At 55.2% G+C, this 15883-nt stretch carries 19 protein-coding genes; 9 read left to right on the top strand and 10 right to left on the bottom strand.

Translation table 11 applies throughout. The annotated features are described in order from the left end of the window. Window positions 1–6 precede the first annotated feature (6 nt). A complete protein-coding gene (locus QNI81_RS14430; protein ID WP_065321589.1) occupies window positions 7–1335 on the bottom strand; it encodes a FliI/YscN family ATPase in 1329 nt (442 codons plus the stop codon). Between the two features lie 88 nt (window positions 1336–1423). On the opposite strand from QNI81_RS14430, the gene QNI81_RS14425 reads away from it, so the two are divergent. The 9 genes from QNI81_RS14425 to QNI81_RS14385 are packed head-to-tail and all read left to right on the top strand — an operon-like array spanning window position 1424 to window position 6013. Then, on the top strand, window positions 1424–1813 hold the full coding sequence (locus QNI81_RS14425) for a FlgB family protein (protein ID WP_046002044.1): 390 nt from the start codon (window positions 1424–1426) through the stop codon (window positions 1811–1813). Between the two features lie 16 nt (window positions 1814–1829). Then, window positions 1830–2222: a flagellar basal body rod protein FlgC gene (gene flgC, locus QNI81_RS14420; RefSeq protein ID WP_005607937.1), complete on the top strand. Its 393-nt coding sequence runs from the start codon at window positions 1830–1832 to the stop codon at window positions 2220–2222. A gap of 23 nt (window positions 2223–2245) precedes the next feature. Continuing rightward, window positions 2246–2542, top strand: a complete 297-nt coding sequence (gene fliE / locus QNI81_RS14415; RefSeq protein WP_005607934.1) for a flagellar hook-basal body complex protein FliE — start codon at window positions 2246–2248, stop codon at window positions 2540–2542. A 3-nt stretch (window positions 2543–2545) separates the two neighbouring features. Continuing rightward, entirely contained in the window at window positions 2546–2824 is a 279-nt protein-coding gene (locus QNI81_RS14410) for a flagellar biosynthetic protein FliQ (protein ID WP_009177988.1), read from the top strand. Continuing rightward, a complete protein-coding gene (locus tag QNI81_RS14405) occupies window positions 2824–3540 on the top strand; it encodes a flagellar hook-basal body complex protein (RefSeq protein ID WP_283966939.1) in 717 nt (238 codons plus the stop codon). The genes QNI81_RS14410 and QNI81_RS14405 overlap by 1 nt, the downstream gene beginning before the upstream one ends. Before the next feature lie 9 nt (window positions 3541–3549). Continuing rightward, the gene (flgG, locus tag QNI81_RS14400; RefSeq protein WP_005607928.1) at window positions 3550–4335 is read left to right on the top strand and encodes a flagellar basal-body rod protein FlgG; all 786 of its coding nucleotides are present in this window, start codon (window positions 3550–3552) and stop codon (window positions 4333–4335) included. Further along, entirely contained in the window at window positions 4336–4752 is a 417-nt protein-coding gene (gene flgA / locus QNI81_RS14395; protein WP_065325526.1) for a flagellar basal body P-ring formation chaperone FlgA, read from the top strand. Next, the gene (gene flgH, locus QNI81_RS14390) at window positions 4752–5489 is read left to right on the top strand and encodes a flagellar basal body L-ring protein FlgH (protein ID WP_039983277.1); all 738 of its coding nucleotides are present in this window, start codon (window positions 4752–4754) and stop codon (window positions 5487–5489) included. The genes flgA and flgH overlap by 1 nt, the downstream gene beginning before the upstream one ends. Window positions 5490–5500: 11 nt before the next feature. After that, entirely contained in the window at window positions 5501–6013 is a 513-nt protein-coding gene (locus tag QNI81_RS14385) for a flagellar basal body-associated protein FliL (RefSeq protein WP_283966938.1), read from the top strand. A gap of 162 nt (window positions 6014–6175) precedes the next feature. On the opposite strand, the gene QNI81_RS14380 is transcribed toward QNI81_RS14385, so the two are convergent. From QNI81_RS14380 to QNI81_RS14340, 9 genes are all read right to left on the bottom strand, one after another. Beyond that, window positions 6176–6580, bottom strand: a complete 405-nt coding sequence (locus QNI81_RS14380) for a hypothetical protein (protein ID WP_283966937.1) — start codon at window positions 6578–6580, stop codon at window positions 6176–6178. After that, a complete protein-coding gene (gene flhB, locus QNI81_RS14375) occupies window positions 6577–7668 on the bottom strand; it encodes a flagellar type III secretion system protein FlhB (RefSeq protein ID WP_005607919.1) in 1092 nt (363 codons plus the stop codon). The genes QNI81_RS14380 and flhB overlap by 4 nt, the downstream gene beginning before the upstream one ends. Continuing rightward, window positions 7665–8444, bottom strand: coding sequence for a flagellar biosynthetic protein FliR (locus QNI81_RS14370; protein WP_005607917.1), 780 nt, complete (start codon window positions 8442–8444; stop codon window positions 7665–7667). The genes flhB and QNI81_RS14370 overlap by 4 nt, the downstream gene beginning before the upstream one ends. Further along, window positions 8441–10480 carry a flagellar biosynthesis protein FlhA gene (gene flhA, locus QNI81_RS14365; protein ID WP_410482648.1) on the bottom strand — a complete coding sequence of 680 codons (2040 nt, stop codon included), beginning with the start codon at window positions 10478–10480 and terminating at the stop codon, window positions 8441–8443. Before flhA ends, QNI81_RS14370 begins: the two co-directional genes overlap by 4 nt. A gap of 371 nt (window positions 10481–10851) precedes the next feature. Next, window positions 10852–13269, bottom strand: a complete 2418-nt coding sequence (locus QNI81_RS14360) for a hypothetical protein (RefSeq protein ID WP_283966936.1) — start codon at window positions 13267–13269, stop codon at window positions 10852–10854. Continuing rightward, a complete protein-coding gene (motA, locus tag QNI81_RS14355) occupies window positions 13266–14135 on the bottom strand; it encodes a flagellar motor stator protein MotA (RefSeq protein ID WP_009177477.1) in 870 nt (289 codons plus the stop codon). The genes QNI81_RS14360 and motA overlap by 4 nt, the downstream gene beginning before the upstream one ends. Window positions 14136–14209: 74 nt before the next feature. Continuing rightward, window positions 14210–14824, bottom strand: coding sequence for a MotE family protein (locus tag QNI81_RS14350; RefSeq protein WP_065333522.1), 615 nt, complete (start codon window positions 14822–14824; stop codon window positions 14210–14212). Further along, window positions 14824–15291, bottom strand: a complete 468-nt coding sequence (locus QNI81_RS14345) for a hypothetical protein (RefSeq protein ID WP_005607909.1) — start codon at window positions 15289–15291, stop codon at window positions 14824–14826. Before QNI81_RS14345 ends, QNI81_RS14350 begins: the two co-directional genes overlap by 1 nt. A 9-nt stretch (window positions 15292–15300) precedes the next feature. Continuing rightward, window positions 15301–15825 carry a flagellar basal body-associated FliL family protein gene (locus QNI81_RS14340; RefSeq protein ID WP_039983434.1) on the bottom strand — a complete coding sequence of 175 codons (525 nt, stop codon included), beginning with the start codon at window positions 15823–15825 and terminating at the stop codon, window positions 15301–15303. Window positions 15826–15883: the final 58 nt, after the last annotated feature.

Below are 15883 nucleotides of genomic sequence, written 5' to 3'. Positions count from 1 at the left end.
ATACCACTATCGGCCGCCGCCAGCACGCCGCAACAAGAGCGCCAAACGGTTGAAACTTCCTTGGGTGCCGTCGGTTTCGTTGCGTCCAAAAAAGGAATCTAGCTCCGGCCAGATTTTGACCGCCTGATCCAGCACTAGGTCATTGCCTTCTGAATACAGGCCCGCACGGATCATCACCTCGGATTGCTCATAAGCGCCAAGGAACTTGCGGACCGCCAAAATCATCTCGTTTTCTTCTTTTGTCGCTGCCGCAGGCAGGCTGCGCGAAACGGAGCGTGAAACATCGATGGCTGGGAATCGCCCGCGTTCCGCAATCTCCCTGTTCAGTACAATGTGGCCATCCAAAACCCCGCGCAGAATATCGGCAATGGGTTCATCCATGTCGGAGCCGGCGACAAGAACGCTGAATACCGCAGTAATGTCGCCCTGACCTTCCAGGCCGGGTCCAGCGCGTTCGCAAAGTCCCGTAATCAATGGCGTCACCGAAGGCGGGAAACCACGAAGGGCTGGTGCCTCACCAGAAGCAACAGCAATTTCACGATGAGCTTCAGCAAACCGCGTAATGGAATCGGCCATAAAAAGTACGTTTAAGCCCTGATCACGGAAATGTTCTGCCACTGACATCGCCGACCACGCGCAGCGTCTGCGTACCAAAGCAGACTGATCAGAGGTTGCCGCCACGACAACCGCACGCTTCATCCCCTCCGGCCCAAGTACCTCCTTAACGAAGTGATTCACCTCGCGCCCACGTTCGCCAATCAATGCCATAACAACGACGTCGGCTTCCATGTTTTGCGCCAACTGCGCCATCAAGGTTGATTTCCCGACACCCGATCCCGCAAAAAGACCAATCCTCTGGCCTGTCACGATGGGAAGCACCGTATTGAGGATGGCAAGCCCGGTCGAGAGGCGCTTGCCCAAGCCACGACGGGCTGCGGCTTTGGGAGGGCTTTCCATCAGATCACGGCTCTCGACCCCACGCAGCATAGGTTTGCCGTCCAAAGGCTCGCCAAAGGGATCAATGACGCGGCCGATCCAGCTGTTATCCGGCGCAAATTCAGGTGTTTCAAAGAGAAGCACCGCATCCCCTATGGAGGCACGTTCCGGCGCAGTATCCGGCAACATTCGAATATGATTGGCACCGATCGCCAGCACCTCGCCATGGAGATCATCCTTTTTGCCGCGCCGGAGAACAAGTCGATCCCCAATGCGAGCCTGTGTCTCAAGGCCGGACACTTCGATCTCGCCACCCGAAATACCTGTCACCCGCCCCATGGGGGCAGCAAGGCGAGTATTGGCCAGTTCCTGACTGAGCGCCTGGATCGATTTCATCATCTGCGGGTTCTCCAACATTCCTCTGAAAACAATTTCTAAAGGAATCAGGGTTAAGCCTTGATTGAAATTGATCGAGGGAGAAGCCCCGGTGTTCGAAAGACTGAATGTTTTTAATATCGCCTATTCAATGGCGACTCATGCGGGCAAGCGTCAGGCGCTTGTCTCGGAAAATATCGCAAACGCGGATACCCCCGGGTATCTCGCGAAGGATATTAAACCCTTCAAAGAAGTCTTTGCTGCAGGCGAAGCGCAGGGCGACATGATTGCCTCGCGCAGTTCGCACATCAATGGCGCAAATGGCTCAGGGTTTGATTGGGCGGTCACCACGGACGATTCGGCCGTAGACCCCAACGGTAACTCCGTCTCACTTGAGGAGCAAATCCTCAACGGTATCGAAGCCAAGCGGCAACATGACCGCGCATTGGCTGTGTACCGATCATCCATGAACGTGCTGCGCGCCAGCCTTGGCCGCAGCTAATCAAGGAGACTGAGAAATGAGCGACTTTTCCAAATCCCTGTCCGTCACAGCCAGTGGCCTGCGCGCTCAAGCTGCGCGCCTCACCCATGTATCGGAGAACATCTCTAACGCAGATACTCCGGGCTACCGCCGCAAAACCGTATCCTTTCAGGCGGTGCGTGATCTGGAAACGGACGTAAGCCAAGTCAAAGTCGGTCGCGTTTCGCTCGACCGTAGTGAACTGGAGCAAGTTTACGACCCCTCTCATCCACTGGCCGATGAAACTGGCCACTACGAGGGGTCGAATGTCGATCTGATGATCGAAATCGCGGACGCGCGCGAAGCGCAGCGTACCTATGAGGCAAACCTGAAAATGTTCGATCAGACACGACAAATGTCGTCCTCCCTGATGGATCTTTTACGCCGCTAACCTGAACAGATTGGAGATCCAGAATGGATATTCGTTCGCTTACCGCCACCTCCGGCTATGCCGCAGCTCGTCCCGCTACTAAGGTTGATCCGGACTACAACCCGGCCTCCCTGCAAGAGCAGGCCAAGACCAGCTTTCAAGACTTCACCAACACGCTCGCCCACAGCGAGCAGGTTTCGGTCCAGTCCATGACCGGCGGCGCAGACCCCCATCAGCTGGTACAGGCGCTGGCCCAAACCGAGCTTGCAGTCGAAACCGCAGTAACGGTGCGCAACAAGGTCGTCGAAGCCTATCAGGAAATCCTGCGGATGCCGGTCTAAGCCATGCTGACCGAAGGCATATTCTACGACACTTTGCGTCAGGGAATTCTGGCGGCGATTACTATGTCGCTGCCCATTCTCATCACCGCACTGGTGATCGGCCTAACGGTTGGTCTGTTTCAGGCGCTGACGTCCATTCAGGAAATGTCGCTGACGTTTGTTCCTAAGCTCACGGGCATCCTCGTCGTTTTCTGGCTGACGATGGCAACCATGACGCAGACGCTCGTCGCCTTCTTTACTGGTCATATTATTCCCCTCATTCAGGGAACAGGAGGACTGTAATGGGTTCTATCGGCTATACCACGTTGTCGCGCCAGTCCGGGTTGCTGAACGAAATGCAGGCCGTGGCGAACAATATCGCAAACTCTGCGACAACCGGCTATCGCTCGGAGGGGTTGATCTTCTCGGAGTATGTCAAATCAGCTCCAGGCCAAGAAAGCCTCTCGATGGGGCGTGCGAATATCCGCAACACCTCCCTCGAACAGGGCACAATGAGCCAGACCAATGGCAGTTTTGATCTCGCGATTGAGGGCGATGGTTTCTTCATGGTGGAAACACCTGCGGGCAACCGGCTCACTCGGGCGGGGAACTTTACCCCCAATGCTGAAGGTGATCTCGTGACGGCCGATGGCTACCGGGTTCTGGATGCAGGCCAGGCGCCGATGTTCGTTCCGGGTGACGCAGAAAGCATCTCCTTTGGTGCGGATGGAACGCTAAGCGCAGATGGACAGCAGCTTGGTCAGATCGGGCTATTTGTCCCTGATGAGGAGGCTCAAATCCTGCGCGAGGACGGCGTGATGTTCCGCGTGGAAGGAGAGACATTGCCGGCTGCAGGCGCGCAGGTTCTGCAAGGGTTCCTTGAAGGGTCGAACGTCAACACCATCCACCAACTGGCCCGGATGATCGAAGTGCAGCGTGCTTATGAAATGGGGCAAAGCTTCCTCGATAACGAAGATAAGCGCATCCGCGCGGCCATCGACAACCTTATGAAATCATAGGAGATAACCATGCGTGCACTCAAAATCGCCGCCACGGGGATGAGCGCGCAGCAACTGCGCGTCGAAACGATCTCCAACAACCTCGCCAACATGAACACCACCGCCTACAATGCGCGGCGGGCTGAATTCGCGGATCTGCATTACCAACAGATCTCACGAGCTGGCACCGTGAATGCTTCTGACGGCACTGTCCTGCCGACAGGTGTTCAGGTCGGCCTCGGTGTACGTCCCGCTGCGGTTTCCGTTTATCTCAATCAAGGCGCTTTGTCGCAGACTGGCAATGAGTTGGATGTCGCCATCGACGGCAACGGCTATTTCGAGGTCACCCTGCCATCTGGCGAAACCGCCTATACCCGTGATGGTTCGTTCAAGCGCTCTGCCGAAGGATTAATCGTCACCAATGACGGCTATCCGGTGTCGCCCGAAATCACCATTCCGGAGGATGCAAATTCCATTTCGATCAACGCTGAAGGCGAAGTTTACGCCTATTTCAACGATACGGTCGAAGCAGAGCTGCTTGGTCAGTTGACCCTGTCGGGTTTTACCAATCCCAAGGGGCTTGAGGCAGTGGGAAGCAACCTCTTCAAACAAACTGAGGCCTCAGGCCAGCCCAACACGACTGAACCCGGTGCAGACGGTGTCGGAACCCTGCGCCAAAAGTATCTCGAAGACAGTTCGGTTGATGCCGTGCGCGAAATCACTGAGCTGATCGAAGCCCAGCGCGGTTACGAGATGAACTCCAAGGTGATTTCCGCCGTGGACCAGATGATGTCTGCAACCACACAGGTACGCTAAATGAAACTCCTGCCCATCCTCATCGGGATTCTCTTTGCTCAATCCGCACTGGCCGACATTCTGGTGCCCGTGCGGACCATTCGAGCCAAGGAGATCATCGCAGCCGAAGACCTCGTTTTCAAAAACGTCGAGGCCCCCGGTGCGCTGAGCAGCCCCAACGAGATCATTGGGCAGGAAGCAAGGATTGCGCTCTATGCGAGCCGTCCCATTCACGCTGGCGATATCGGACCGCCAGCGCTCGTGGATCGCAACGATCTGGTGAAACTCATCTTTCGCCACGGCGGTCTCGAAATCTCTACAGAAGGTCGTTCGCTCGGCCGAGGCGCGGAAGGTGAACTGATCCGCGTTATGAACCTGTCCTCGCGCACCACGGTCACAGGCCGGATCAGGGCGGACGGAAATATTGAGGTAAATTGATGAAACCCCTTCTCGCAGTAAAATGTGCGGTTCTTGGCCTTAGTCTTGTGGGCGGGTGCGCCCGTATGGACCACATCGGTAAACCACCAAGCTTCACGCCAGCAGACGAAACGCAGGAACACGTGGCGATGCTCTATCAGGGCCTGCCGCTGACGTCTCAAACGCAACGCGCGGTAGACAATGCCTCGCTCTGGAGTGGATCTCGCGCTTCCCTGCTCGGTGATCGGCGTGCCACCAAAAAAGGTGACATCCTCACTGTGGTGATTGAGATCAATGAGAAAGCCTCAATTTCCAACGACACAAAGCGTTCCAGAAACTCCTCGGAAAGCATGCAGGTGCCACAGCTCTTGGGCTTGCCTCAGCGCCTTGACGAAAGGTTGCCCGATGGCGCGTCCAGCGCCGATTTGATTGACTTGGGGAGTAACTCCTCATCCGGTGGCAGTGGTTCAGTGAGCCGTAGTGAAAAGCTGGAACTGCGTGTCGCGGCGACGGTTGTGGATGTGCTGCCAAACGGCGTTCTTGCCATTAGCGGATCGCAGGAGTTGCGCGTTAACTTTGAACTGCGTGAACTACTTGTGTCCGGCTACGTGCGCCCCGATGATATCAGCCGGCAAAACGAGGTGACCTACGATAAAATCGCGTCAGCTCGTGTATCCTACGGTGGTCGTGGCCAGATTACAGATGTGCAGCAACCGCGCTATGGCCAGCAGGTTCTTGATGCCGTGCTGCCGTTCTAAAGGAGGTCATAATGGCGAAATTACTTCCTATAATCATGCTGCTTATCGGCATTGGCGGCGGCATCGGTGCGGGCATTATGCTCGCACCTGCGCCCGAAGATTCTGAGGTCGCTGCCGCGGGCGAAGGCCATGATGCAAGCCAAGAGGAAAACGCAGAAGAGCACGCCGAAGAAGACGCGGCCGAAGACGAAAACGCCGAACCCAATGAGTTCATCAAGATCAACAACCAATTCGTGATTCCGGTGGTCGAGCGTGACCAGATGACTGCAATGGTGGTCTTGTCGCTCAGCCTGGAAACAAAGCCCGGCATGTCTGGGAAGGTACATTCCTTCGAACCCAAACTTCGCGATGTATTCCTGCGCGTGCTGTTTGATCATGCCAATATGGGGGGCTTCCGTGGCGCATTCACCCGCTCTGAAATCTTGGATCCGCTTCGAACCTCTCTTCGTGAAGAGGCACGGCGTTTCCTTGGCAGTGACCTGGTTGATGTCCTGATCCTGGAAATTACACGTCAAGACGTCTGATCGGGCAACATACCCTCCAAATATGAGAAAGCCGCCTCCCCGATCGGGAGGCGGCTTTCTTATTGTTCGGGGTTGGCTGAGAGCTCAAAGCCGAGTTTTGTGTGGTGCGTTACCCGTATCACCAGACCCGGCCATGGTAAGAGCCTGTAGTCCAGATGCCGATCAATCCAGCTTCATAAGGCGGTCGAACAGCATCTTATTGCGGAGTTCCTTTGCATCAGACTTATGCTGGTTTTCCATGGTTTCCACAGCATGCTTACGTCCAAAAGCATGACGCAGCTTATCCATCGCTCGGAACTTCTGTGCGGTGACCTGCGCCAGATCCTGATTGATGTCGCGCCGCGCATTCGTATGCCATTTTTGCCATTGCAGATCGACGCCAAGCGCTTTCATCTCGTGACTTTGATCAACGAGCGCACGCGAGTCTTCGACTTGCTGCTTCAACATCGCAAGTTTGCCACGGAGTTGCGCTTCACGATCCAAGATCGGTTTCACCTTCGCATGCTCTCGCAAGTAAACCGCATTCGTCACAGCTTTCATCTGCGCAAGCATTTTGTCTTGTTTCATAGAATGCTCTCCTTGGCCTTTTTGCGCATCTCTTCTGCAAATCGAATAGCGGCTGCGACCGGTGCATAGTGTTCCTCGGCAATCTCATCACCGACCTCAACAGTCGCATACAACGCCCGCGCAGTTGGCGGGTCACTGTGAAGCGGCACCCCATTTTCCTGAGCGATCTCGCGGATCATGGCAGCAACACCGTCGACCCCTTTGGCCACACATTCCGGCGCACTGCCCGAGACGCGGCTCCACTTCAGTGCAACCGCATAGTGCGTCGGGTTCACGATCACCACGTCAGCCTCAGGCACAGCTGCCGCAATTTGCTTGCTGACAATCTCGCGACCTTTTTGTTTACGCTGGCCTTTCGTGTGGGGATCGCCTTCAGAGTTTTTCATCTCATCCATGACATCTTTGCGCGACATCATGTTCTTGCGGATGAATTCAGCTTGCTGAAACGGAGCATCCACCAAGCCAATCGCAAGCGCGATGATCAGCGTCAGAATGAGAAACTCCATCGCGAGTTGTACCAAAAACGGTACAACCGAATACGGGCTGGTTCCAACGGATGCGATCATTTCTGGTAAACGCCACGACAGATATATGCCTAGCGTGATGGAGTAGAGTAACAGCTTGAAAAAGCTCTTGGCGAATTCGAACAGTCCTGAACGACCAAACTTGTTCTTTGCGTTCTTGATCACTGACAGACGGGACAGTTTCGGCTCGATCCGTTTGGGTGCAAAAACCATCGCCTTTTGGGCAAATACCGCGAGCAAAACCAATGCTGCGGGCACAATAAACCATGCCATCACGGAGGTTAAAGCCGCTGAGATGAATTCTCCCGCAACCGGAGCGGCAATCCCATCGCCAAAAAACACCGGTGCCAGCCTATCAGGCTGATCGATCATGCTCATCAAGACGGTGCCGAGCGCCTCTACCGAGGAGCCCCCCGCAGTATAGAATGCGATCAAGAGCCCCAGATAGGAGGCCGCCTGCAAAAGGTCATTTGACTTTGGAACATCGCCTTCAAGCCGCGCTTTTCGCAGCTTCTCCGGTGTCGGTTCAAATGACTTATCTGAGTCGTCGCTATCGTCGCTCATGGCATCCCCACTCCAGGGTCCGCAAAGAACATCAATAGGTTACGCCCCCAGACCTCGAGCATCATAGGCGCGCCGATCATCAATATCGACAAGCCGCCGAATGTAATAACCGGCGCCCCCACAAAGACCACCATCAGCTGTGTCATCGCCCGGTTGATAACACCAAGCGTAAGGTTATAGATCACCGCCGTAATCAAAAACGGCGCAGCTAACGTAAACGCTTGGGCAAAGGTCGCCGACACGCGATGCACTCCCCATTCGGAAAGTCCTGCAGCATCCGGGAACCGACCGACAGGGAACAAATCGTAGGACCGGATCATCAATTGTGCGGCGTGGATGTGAAAATCGAGCATTACCGCGACCGCAATGCCGGAAATCCATAAAACCGCACCCAACGCCGGCATGGGATCCGCGCCCGCACCGCCAAGCACCTGACTAAGAGAAGTACACTGCGCGGCAATCGACCCAGCGGTTTGCAGCATATGCATGAACATCCGAAGCCCGAGCCCCAGCGAAAGGCCCACCACCACCTCCGTGGCTATAAGACCTGCATACTGCATGACCGTTTCCGGTATCGGCATTTGCGGCAGGGCTGGCGCTACAATTGCTGTAAACACCAACCCGGCAACGAGACGGATTTGCGTTGGGATCAGTTGTTCACCAAATCCCAGCATAATCGATGTCATCGCACCGATCCTAAGGAACACAATGGCTCCGTGCCAGAACCCTGCCCCGAACAACGCCATCAGCTCGGGTGTTATGCCGACAAAATTCATGCTGCGACCATGCCGACGAGGGCAGGACGTGCCTCCAATCCGATCTCCTCGAAGGACAGCACCGGGTTCTGAATACCCCGCGACCTCAGAATTGTACGCAAGTAGCGGCGGCGACGGGTCGAAGTTACAATCGCCGCAAAGATCCCCTGCTCCGTCACCTGATTGATTTTGTCGCTCATCGCGTCAACCAGCTTGTTGAACGTATCAGGCGGCAGAGCGATATCCAGCCCGGATTGCGTTTCAACCTGATAGGTCGTGAAGGCATCTTCCCATTCGGGTGCAAGTTGCACCAGAGGAATCGTCCCATCGTCGCGTTTCATTTCCGCCACCAGCTGGAAGCCCAGACGTTGACGAACATGTTCTGTGATAAGTTCCGGCGACGTGGTGCGCATCCGTGCTTCTGCAATCGACTCGAGAATGAGTGGCATATTGCGGATCGACACGCGCTCCTCCAGCAACAGGCGCAAAACAGCATGCAGCGTATCAATCGGAACCTTGTCTGGGATCAGTTCATCAAGGAGCTTCTTGTTGGCATTGGCACGGAATTCATCGCTCAGTTCTGTCATTTCGCGCAGCAGACGGCGCAGTGCTTTGAGTGTCAACAAACGTGGGAAGCTCTGTTTAACAACTTCCAATAGATGAGTCGCGAGGATCTCTGGCGGGGAAACGACGGTCGCCCCCATGAGCGCAGCATCCTCTTGATGCTTGGTCGCAATCCAGCGGGCAGGCGCACCGTAAACAGGTTCTGTCACATCATTGCCTGCAGGCAATGCGGCATGGTTGTCCGGCATCAGTGCCAACACCATATCAGGATGCAGCGTGCCGCGCGCCTGCTCGACACCCTGAATGCGAACCACATAGGTTCCGTTGTCCAACTCCGCTTCATCGGTCAGTCGGATTTCAGGTAGAATCAAGCCGAATGTTGTCGCCACATGCGTGCGCATGTTGGCAATTCGCGCATCCAGTCCGGTTCCCGGATCCAACACCATGGACACCAGATCCTGCGAAAACTCCAAATGCAGGTCGTCAAGATCAAGGATGTCGCCGAGGGCTTTGGATTTTTCTGGTGACTGAACTTCTTCGACTTTTGCATCAAGCTCTTTTTGAGCGGCTTCATCGTTCGTTTTCTTAACCCGGTACGCGAGGTAACCTAAGGCTGCGCTCCCCGCGATGAAGGGGATAAACGGCAAACCCGGAACCAATGCAAACAACGCCATCAGCACCGCCACAGCTCCTATAGCGCCTGGGTATTTTGCAAACTGCGAGAAGATTGCGGTATCGGTTGATCCGGATGCACCACCTCGTGCCAGCAAAAGCGCCGCAGCGATGGAAATGATGACAGAAGGAATTTGCGACACCAGACCATCACCCACGGTCAAAATCGCATAGGTTTCAAACGCAGTACCTACGGGCATACCGTGGATGAGAACCCCCATGATGAGGCCCACGATCAGGTTCAGAAGGGTGATGAGAAGGCCGGCAATTGCATCGCCTTTCACGAACTTCGACGCACCGTCCAAAGATCCAAAGAATGTCGTCTCACGCTGTTCGGTTTCGCGGCGTTCCTTTGCGGTCGCATGGTCAATCGCGCCTGCGGACATGTCGCTGTCGATAGCGAGCTGTTTCCCCGGCATCCCATCAAGAGCAAATCGCGCGCCCACTTCGGCCATGCGCGCGGCACCCTTCGTGATCACCATAAAGTTCACGATCAAAAGTACGCCGAACACCACAAGCCCGAGGAAAACGCTGCCCCCCATCACAAAGTTGGCAAACCCCTCGATCACGTTTCCGGCCGCGTCGGTGCCAGTATGACCTTGCCCGATGATGAGCTTGGTCGACGACACATTCAGCGACAATCGCAACATGAGCGAGCCGAGCAAGATCGTCGGAAAGGACGAAAAATCCAACGGTCGCTCAATAAAGAGCGTGATCGTGAAAATCAGGATGGCGAGAGCGAACGAAGTCGCAAGCCCCACATCCAGCACCCAGGCTGGCATCGGTAGGATCATCATCACGATGATCGCCATCAGCGCCATCGCTAGGAGAATGGTCGGACTAAAAATCTCTTTGACTGACAGATTCGGCACGGATTTTCTCTTATGTGAAAGCGATCAGAAGCGGTCCGGCGGTGCCTAGGCACCGGGAGTGAGAGTGGGAGAGTTTCTGATCTAGAGAGGCCGAAATGCCGCAAACCGCACCAACAAGTCCTGTCACCTGTTGCGCGGTTGCTAAAATCCGAGCTTTACGCCCGGTTTGTCTAATGTCGTTCACTGGCATTCTGCCCGTTCCAGATGAGGATTCTTCCCTGTCCCCAAGCTAGGCTGCTATGCTTTACAAAGTGTTAGCATCAGAATGTGAAATGGCCGCACCAATGGCACGGCCATGTCGTCGAAATTCGACGATTACCTTAATCTTCAGCCGCTTGAGGCGTACGCTCCACCTGACGCAGCAATTCTTCAATCGAAGATCTTGCGCCAGCGCTGCTTTCGACCAAAGCGCGCGCCTCGGCAAGCGGTGGCAGACCTTCGGGGTCGCGTACAGCCGAGTCGATCTGTTTGGTCACTTCAGCCACGGAGCGGAAAGGTGCTGCGTCCTGATCGATGGCTTCTGCTGCCTCAAGATCCTCAGAAAGCCAGTATCCTCGGGCGGCACCATTCAGATCTTCTGCGGACATCATGTATTCGCTAGCGCGCTCATATTCCTTATTGCGCCACAACGCCTCAGCGCGCATGCGGTCTGCCTGCTGCCCTTCTAGCCCCATTAGCTCAACCAATGCGCGTTGGGGTTGGTCCAGCTGCAAATGCGCCTCCGCACTCATCATGCGGCGCTCTTGATTCTGTGGCTCAAGGCTCATCTTGCGCAGAAGCATTTCAGCCTGTTCCGCGAAACCAAGGTCCAGCAGTCGACGGGCAACAAGATCACCGACTTGCGCCGCACGCGTAGCGCCGGATTCTTCTGCAAAGATAAGAGCGTACTTTAGGAATGTTACATCGTCTGCATTTTCAGCCAGCAGTGTCATAAGCGGAGCGTTCACCGCGTTTCGCGATGTCGGGCCGTCGCGTTCCTCAAGCTTTGTGGCTTTGTGAAATGCTGCGTCGAAACTTCCGGTGAGTGCCAAAGCCATAACCTCAGCTTTGCGCAGATCTGCACCGAGTGACGTCCCACGGTTCTCCAATTCATATGACGCTGTCAGGTCTGGCACATCCGGCGACAGTGCGCGCCGTTCAGCATAGCTCAATTCAATCAAGTCGATCAGGGCCCGCGGCGTATTTTGACTTTGCTCCGCAACCTCTTTTGTAAGGTTGCGAGCTACGGCTTCTGTATCCCCATCAAGCTCCGCAATCGCCGCTTCAGCCAGATTGCGATCGGGGATACCCTCGACCCCGGTGCGATCAACAGATCGCAATGTTGCCTTGGCGACGCTAGGATCGCCGGCTTTGGCAAACAATGTACTCATCCGCACCCCAAGTTGCACACGCAAATGGGCGGGCAAACGTGCAAACGCTTGCTGAATCGCATCCGTATTTGCACCTTTTTTAACAACCCCATCCGCCATGGCCGCCCAGAAAGCTACGCTCCCATTACAGGTTTGCTGACCGGAAAAGACCGTATTCACCGGAAGCTCGCCTCCATCAACAATCTTTGCCAAGGTAGTCATGACTTCACGTGAGCGCGGCTTCAGGCTGTTTTCAGGCAGCATGTGCAACATCGCAACCGCCTCAGCGCCAAAACCAAAGTAAAGATAGGTGCGCGCAAGTTTGAGCGTTGCGTCACGATCCACCTGATCAAATTCACCCAACATCGCGTTTCGTAAGGTGCCAATTTGCTCTGAGAAAGGTGTATCAGTGCCCCATTTGTGAACAGCAAGTTCACGGTCGGGGATACAATGCGAGTCGGCCTCATCCCTGCCGCCACCCACCGCAAACAATCCCGTTTCCCTGTCAATCGCTGATGTGACAGACATGTTGTCTAATGGGTTGAGAGGGCGATTGTCATTGCCCAACGGATCAAGATGCAGATTTTCTTGGCGTTGTTCGCTCGGCTCCAATAGCCCCTGATTGCTCGCTCGCCCAATTTGTTGCAGCAGACGGGCCTCGGTGTCATTTACCATCGCGGCGCGCTGGTTTTCCTCAAGATCCATGAGCAAGCTTGCGTCCGACGTCAGTGTCTCAGGCGCTGATTTACCATCTTCGTCTTTTACGTCCGCAGGGGCGGCCACCTCGCGCTTGCGATCAGACCTGATCGAAGGACGCTCATCTGACAACAGTGGAAGCTCTACAGGACCGGTGTGAACTGGTTGGCGTTTTGACGACCCAAATGTCTGCTCAACAGCATCTTCGAGCCCCATTGCAACCCGCGCACTCGCAAGGTCACGCGGGTCAATATTGAACTCTCGCCCCTCACCGTTGCTGGGAAACGTCAGAGGCAGGCTGCTGCGGTCAGCAGGTGCGGCAAGTGCCAGCGGACGCCCCTCGCGCACGTCAATCACAAGGTAGCCATCAGACTGCTGATAATAGTCAACGCTGCATTCACAGCCCAAATCGATCCGGAGCGGCTGCCCCGGACCGTTCTGGCTAACTGATTGAATGCGGGTTCTTGGAATGAGGTCAAATACGCTTTGTGTATTAAAAACCGCCGTCGGAGAGCCGACATTCACCGTTGCGACGTTCTCATTTTGGGTCAGTGACCACTCGACACCCTCAGGAAGGCGCATCACCAATCGGGTGAAATCCTCGTGCTCTCCTGAGCGTGTCACAATGGTTTGTGCTTCTGCATATCCGGCGACCACTACTGCAGTCGTCAATGCGATCGCTCGCGAAATCATGCTGCGTCCTGTTTCACTTCATTCAAAGCTTCCTCCAGCTCGGAGAACCCGGGCCGGATGTGGGAAGGCGTATTCTGACGCCCCACTTCGATACAGATGGCTGCCGCATGGTTGTGGAGATTGGCCACAAGAACCTCGCGGATCAGCTGATAAAAATGCGCGTCTTCTTCGACAACGGATTTTACTTTACCCGCAAACGGCGCCACCAGACCGTAGGACAGGAACACCCCAAGGAAGGTCCCCACCAAGGCACCACCGATCATCTTACCCAAAACCTCTGGAGGTTGGTCAATCGACGCCATGGTTTTGATAACACCCAAAACGGCGGCAACAATTCCGAGCGCAGGCAGGCCGTCGGCCATGGTCTGCAGCGCATGGCTAGAGTGCAGCGCATGGTGCAGGTTGGCCTCGATGCGTTTTTCCAGAACTTCCTCAACCTGATGTGGATCGTCGTAGTTCATTGAAGCGGAACGCATTGTATCGCTGATCAGGTTGATCGCTTCTTTGTCCGCGAGGATTTTGGGGTATTTTCCAAAAACGGTAGAATTTTCCGGGTCTTCGATATGTTGCTCAACTTCGACTGGATTGGCCCGAGCAATACGAATCAACGCGAAGAGCAGGCAGAGAAGGTCCTTGTAGTCGTCAGGCTTCCATTTCGGGCCTTTAAACACCTTACCCATGTCTTTGAGCGTGTGTTTCACACCGCCCATGTCATTGCTGATCAGGAATGCCCCGACAGCCGCACCGCCAATCATCATCATTTCGAATGGCAGTGACTTAATGATGATGCCCAGTTTACCGCCAGCCAGCAGATAACCACCAAACACCATGGCAAAGATCACAATGATCCCTACAATCCCGATCATAGGTAAGCTCCAAATTCCGTCACTGGCTCAAGAGTAGGATAGTCTTGTTAAAAAAGACTGAGTGAGGGCCCAAGTTACTCCTTGGGCACCTCGCCATTTCGACCGGCAAGCACCACACTGATGGTATAAGCTGCCTCTGGGCTAAGCCCCGCCATAACACCCGCAGCAGCCTCAGGCTTCATGCGTGCGAGAAAACCTGCCGCAAAGGTTGGGTCCATCTCTTCAAAGAGAGCTGCGGCGTCTTTGGGCTTCATCTGTTCATAAACGGTGGTGAGCTTGGTCACATCTTGTTCCGCAGCGCCATCCGCCAACGCGAGTGTGGCAAGCAGCTTTTGCTCGGCTTGTTGCAAGTCCTGAAGCTTCTTGTCGATTGCCTCATCAGCAATTTCCAAAGCTCTCATTCTGTCTTCAAGCTCAGCCTCTCGTTCAGCCAAATTGGCCTCACGCTTCTTGAAAGCTGTGAGCATGGCTTGCATTTCGGCCGAATCGGGAACCGATGCACGCCCCGGCGCGGATGGTGCCGCCTCGTCGCTCTCACCTGCTTTGATTTCGGCCACCTCGCGCGCGATTGCCGGCGCTGCCTCAAGTGCGATTCGAACCACCGCAGACCCCATCAGGAAAAGAGCCAACAGCATCAGTGTGCCGCGTCGGGCTTTCTCCATCTTTTGGGATTTATTTGCCTTCGCCATCACGCCACCCGATTTTGGTTGCGGCTGTGCCGCACAAACATCAGACCTGCCGGCTTGGCTTCTTCCTGTGGCTCGGGCTCAGCGACGTCTTCGGTCACTTCAGCCTGTGCGTCAGCTTCATAAGCCTCTGCGAGAGCATCATTTTCCTCGGTCGCTTCGGGTTGAGCCTGTGCCTCTTGCTGAGGTGCGATGTCGTGCATCGACGCCATCATCAACTCCAGCTTATGGGCCACCGATTCGGCGCGTCCGGTCAGCTGCTCCAGCGCTTGACTGGAGCCATCAGACATTTTTCGAGCCGCAACCAGCGACTTGTTCAGATCATCCACTTGCGATGAGAGCACTGCCACCGCGCCTCCTACCCCTTTTTCAAGATCGTTGAAGCGTTTCAATCGGCGCGACAGCACCAGGCAATAAAACCCGGCACCCAGTGCTCCGGCCGCAAGCAGGATATCAGCGATAAGTTCCATCCTGTCCTCCTAGTTGAGTACGAAATCCATGATCAGCAAATCACGCACGCGACCTTGTCCGGTTACGATGTTGATCCGCCGTAGCATCTGTGCCCGCAGTTTTGGCAGAGCCATCGGATCGGTCAGATCCTCAAGCTCCAGCGCCCGCAGGTAGCTGTTCAGAACGTCGACAACTCTGGGGAGGACTGTTTCAACTTCGGCCTGATCGGCTTGGTTGACCTCGAGTTGCGCACGGAATCGAAGTTGTTGCACGCCACTGGCTCTGTTCAGTGTGACAACAATCGGTTCCATTTCAATAAAGGCAAGATTGGCGATCTCTTCCGCCGACTCACCCTTGTCCACGCCTTCTGGCGCCTCTTTGGTAACCTGCGCAACTTCTGGCGCGGGCTTATTACCAAAGGGAAGAAGGCCTGACTGAACGGCAAAGAAGCCGCCCCCTGCGCCAGCGATTCCAAGTACGAGCCCTATGATAAGGGGCATCTTACTCTTCTTCGCCGGTTCGTCTGTTTCTACATCAGCTACAGCGTCTGTCATGGCTATCCCTAAAACGTCGTGCATCCCGTTCATAACCCGACAGGAACTAACCGAATGT

Origin of the sequence: Tritonibacter sp. AK171, from assembly GCF_030127025.1 — a bacterium.
Lineage (GTDB): Bacteria > Pseudomonadota > Alphaproteobacteria > Rhodobacterales > Rhodobacteraceae > Epibacterium > Epibacterium mobile.
The sequence above is the reverse complement of the archived record's forward strand: the minus strand, read 5'-3'. Positions and strand labels throughout refer to the sequence as shown.

What these genes read in the sequence shown, in the direction of transcription:
- QNI81_RS14350 (WP_065333522.1), bottom strand. Translation starts at nt 14,824, where the DNA reads ATGGCGAAGGCAAATAAATCCCAAAAGATGGAGAAAGCCCGACGCGGC.
- QNI81_RS14380 (WP_283966937.1), bottom strand. Translation starts at nt 6,580, where the DNA reads ATGAAACAAGACAAAATGCTTGCGCAGATGAAAGCTGTGACGAATGCG.
- fliE (WP_005607934.1), top strand. Translation starts at nt 2,246, where the DNA reads ATGGATATTCGTTCGCTTACCGCCACCTCCGGCTATGCCGCAGCTCGT.
- flgC (WP_005607937.1), top strand. Translation starts at nt 1,830, where the DNA reads ATGAGCGACTTTTCCAAATCCCTGTCCGTCACAGCCAGTGGCCTGCGC.
- QNI81_RS14430 (WP_065321589.1), bottom strand. Translation starts at nt 1,335, where the DNA reads ATGATGAAATCGATCCAGGCGCTCAGTCAGGAACTGGCCAATACTCGC.
- QNI81_RS14370 (WP_005607917.1), bottom strand. Translation starts at nt 8,444, where the DNA reads ATGAATTTTGTCGGCATAACACCCGAGCTGATGGCGTTGTTCGGGGCA.
- flhB (WP_005607919.1), bottom strand. Translation starts at nt 7,668, where the DNA reads ATGAGCGACGATAGCGACGACTCAGATAAGTCATTTGAACCGACACCG.
- flgH (WP_039983277.1), top strand. Translation starts at nt 4,752, where the DNA reads ATGAAACCCCTTCTCGCAGTAAAATGTGCGGTTCTTGGCCTTAGTCTT.
- flgA (WP_065325526.1), top strand. Translation starts at nt 4,336, where the DNA reads ATGAAACTCCTGCCCATCCTCATCGGGATTCTCTTTGCTCAATCCGCA.
- QNI81_RS14345 (WP_005607909.1), bottom strand. Translation starts at nt 15,291, where the DNA reads ATGGAACTTATCGCTGATATCCTGCTTGCGGCCGGAGCACTGGGTGCC.
- QNI81_RS14340 (WP_039983434.1), bottom strand. Translation starts at nt 15,825, where the DNA reads ATGACAGACGCTGTAGCTGATGTAGAAACAGACGAACCGGCGAAGAAG.
- QNI81_RS14410 (WP_009177988.1), top strand. Translation starts at nt 2,546, where the DNA reads ATGCTGACCGAAGGCATATTCTACGACACTTTGCGTCAGGGAATTCTG.
- QNI81_RS14405 (WP_283966939.1), top strand. Translation starts at nt 2,824, where the DNA reads ATGGGTTCTATCGGCTATACCACGTTGTCGCGCCAGTCCGGGTTGCTG.
- flhA (WP_410482648.1), bottom strand. Translation starts at nt 10,480, where the DNA reads ATGGCGCTGATGGCGATCATCGTGATGATGATCCTACCGATGCCAGCC.
- QNI81_RS14385 (WP_283966938.1), top strand. Translation starts at nt 5,501, where the DNA reads ATGGCGAAATTACTTCCTATAATCATGCTGCTTATCGGCATTGGCGGC.
- flgG (WP_005607928.1), top strand. Translation starts at nt 3,550, where the DNA reads ATGCGTGCACTCAAAATCGCCGCCACGGGGATGAGCGCGCAGCAACTG.
- QNI81_RS14360 (WP_283966936.1), bottom strand. Translation starts at nt 13,269, where the DNA reads ATGATTTCGCGAGCGATCGCATTGACGACTGCAGTAGTGGTCGCCGGA.
- motA (WP_009177477.1), bottom strand. Translation starts at nt 14,135, where the DNA reads ATGATCGGGATTGTAGGGATCATTGTGATCTTTGCCATGGTGTTTGGT.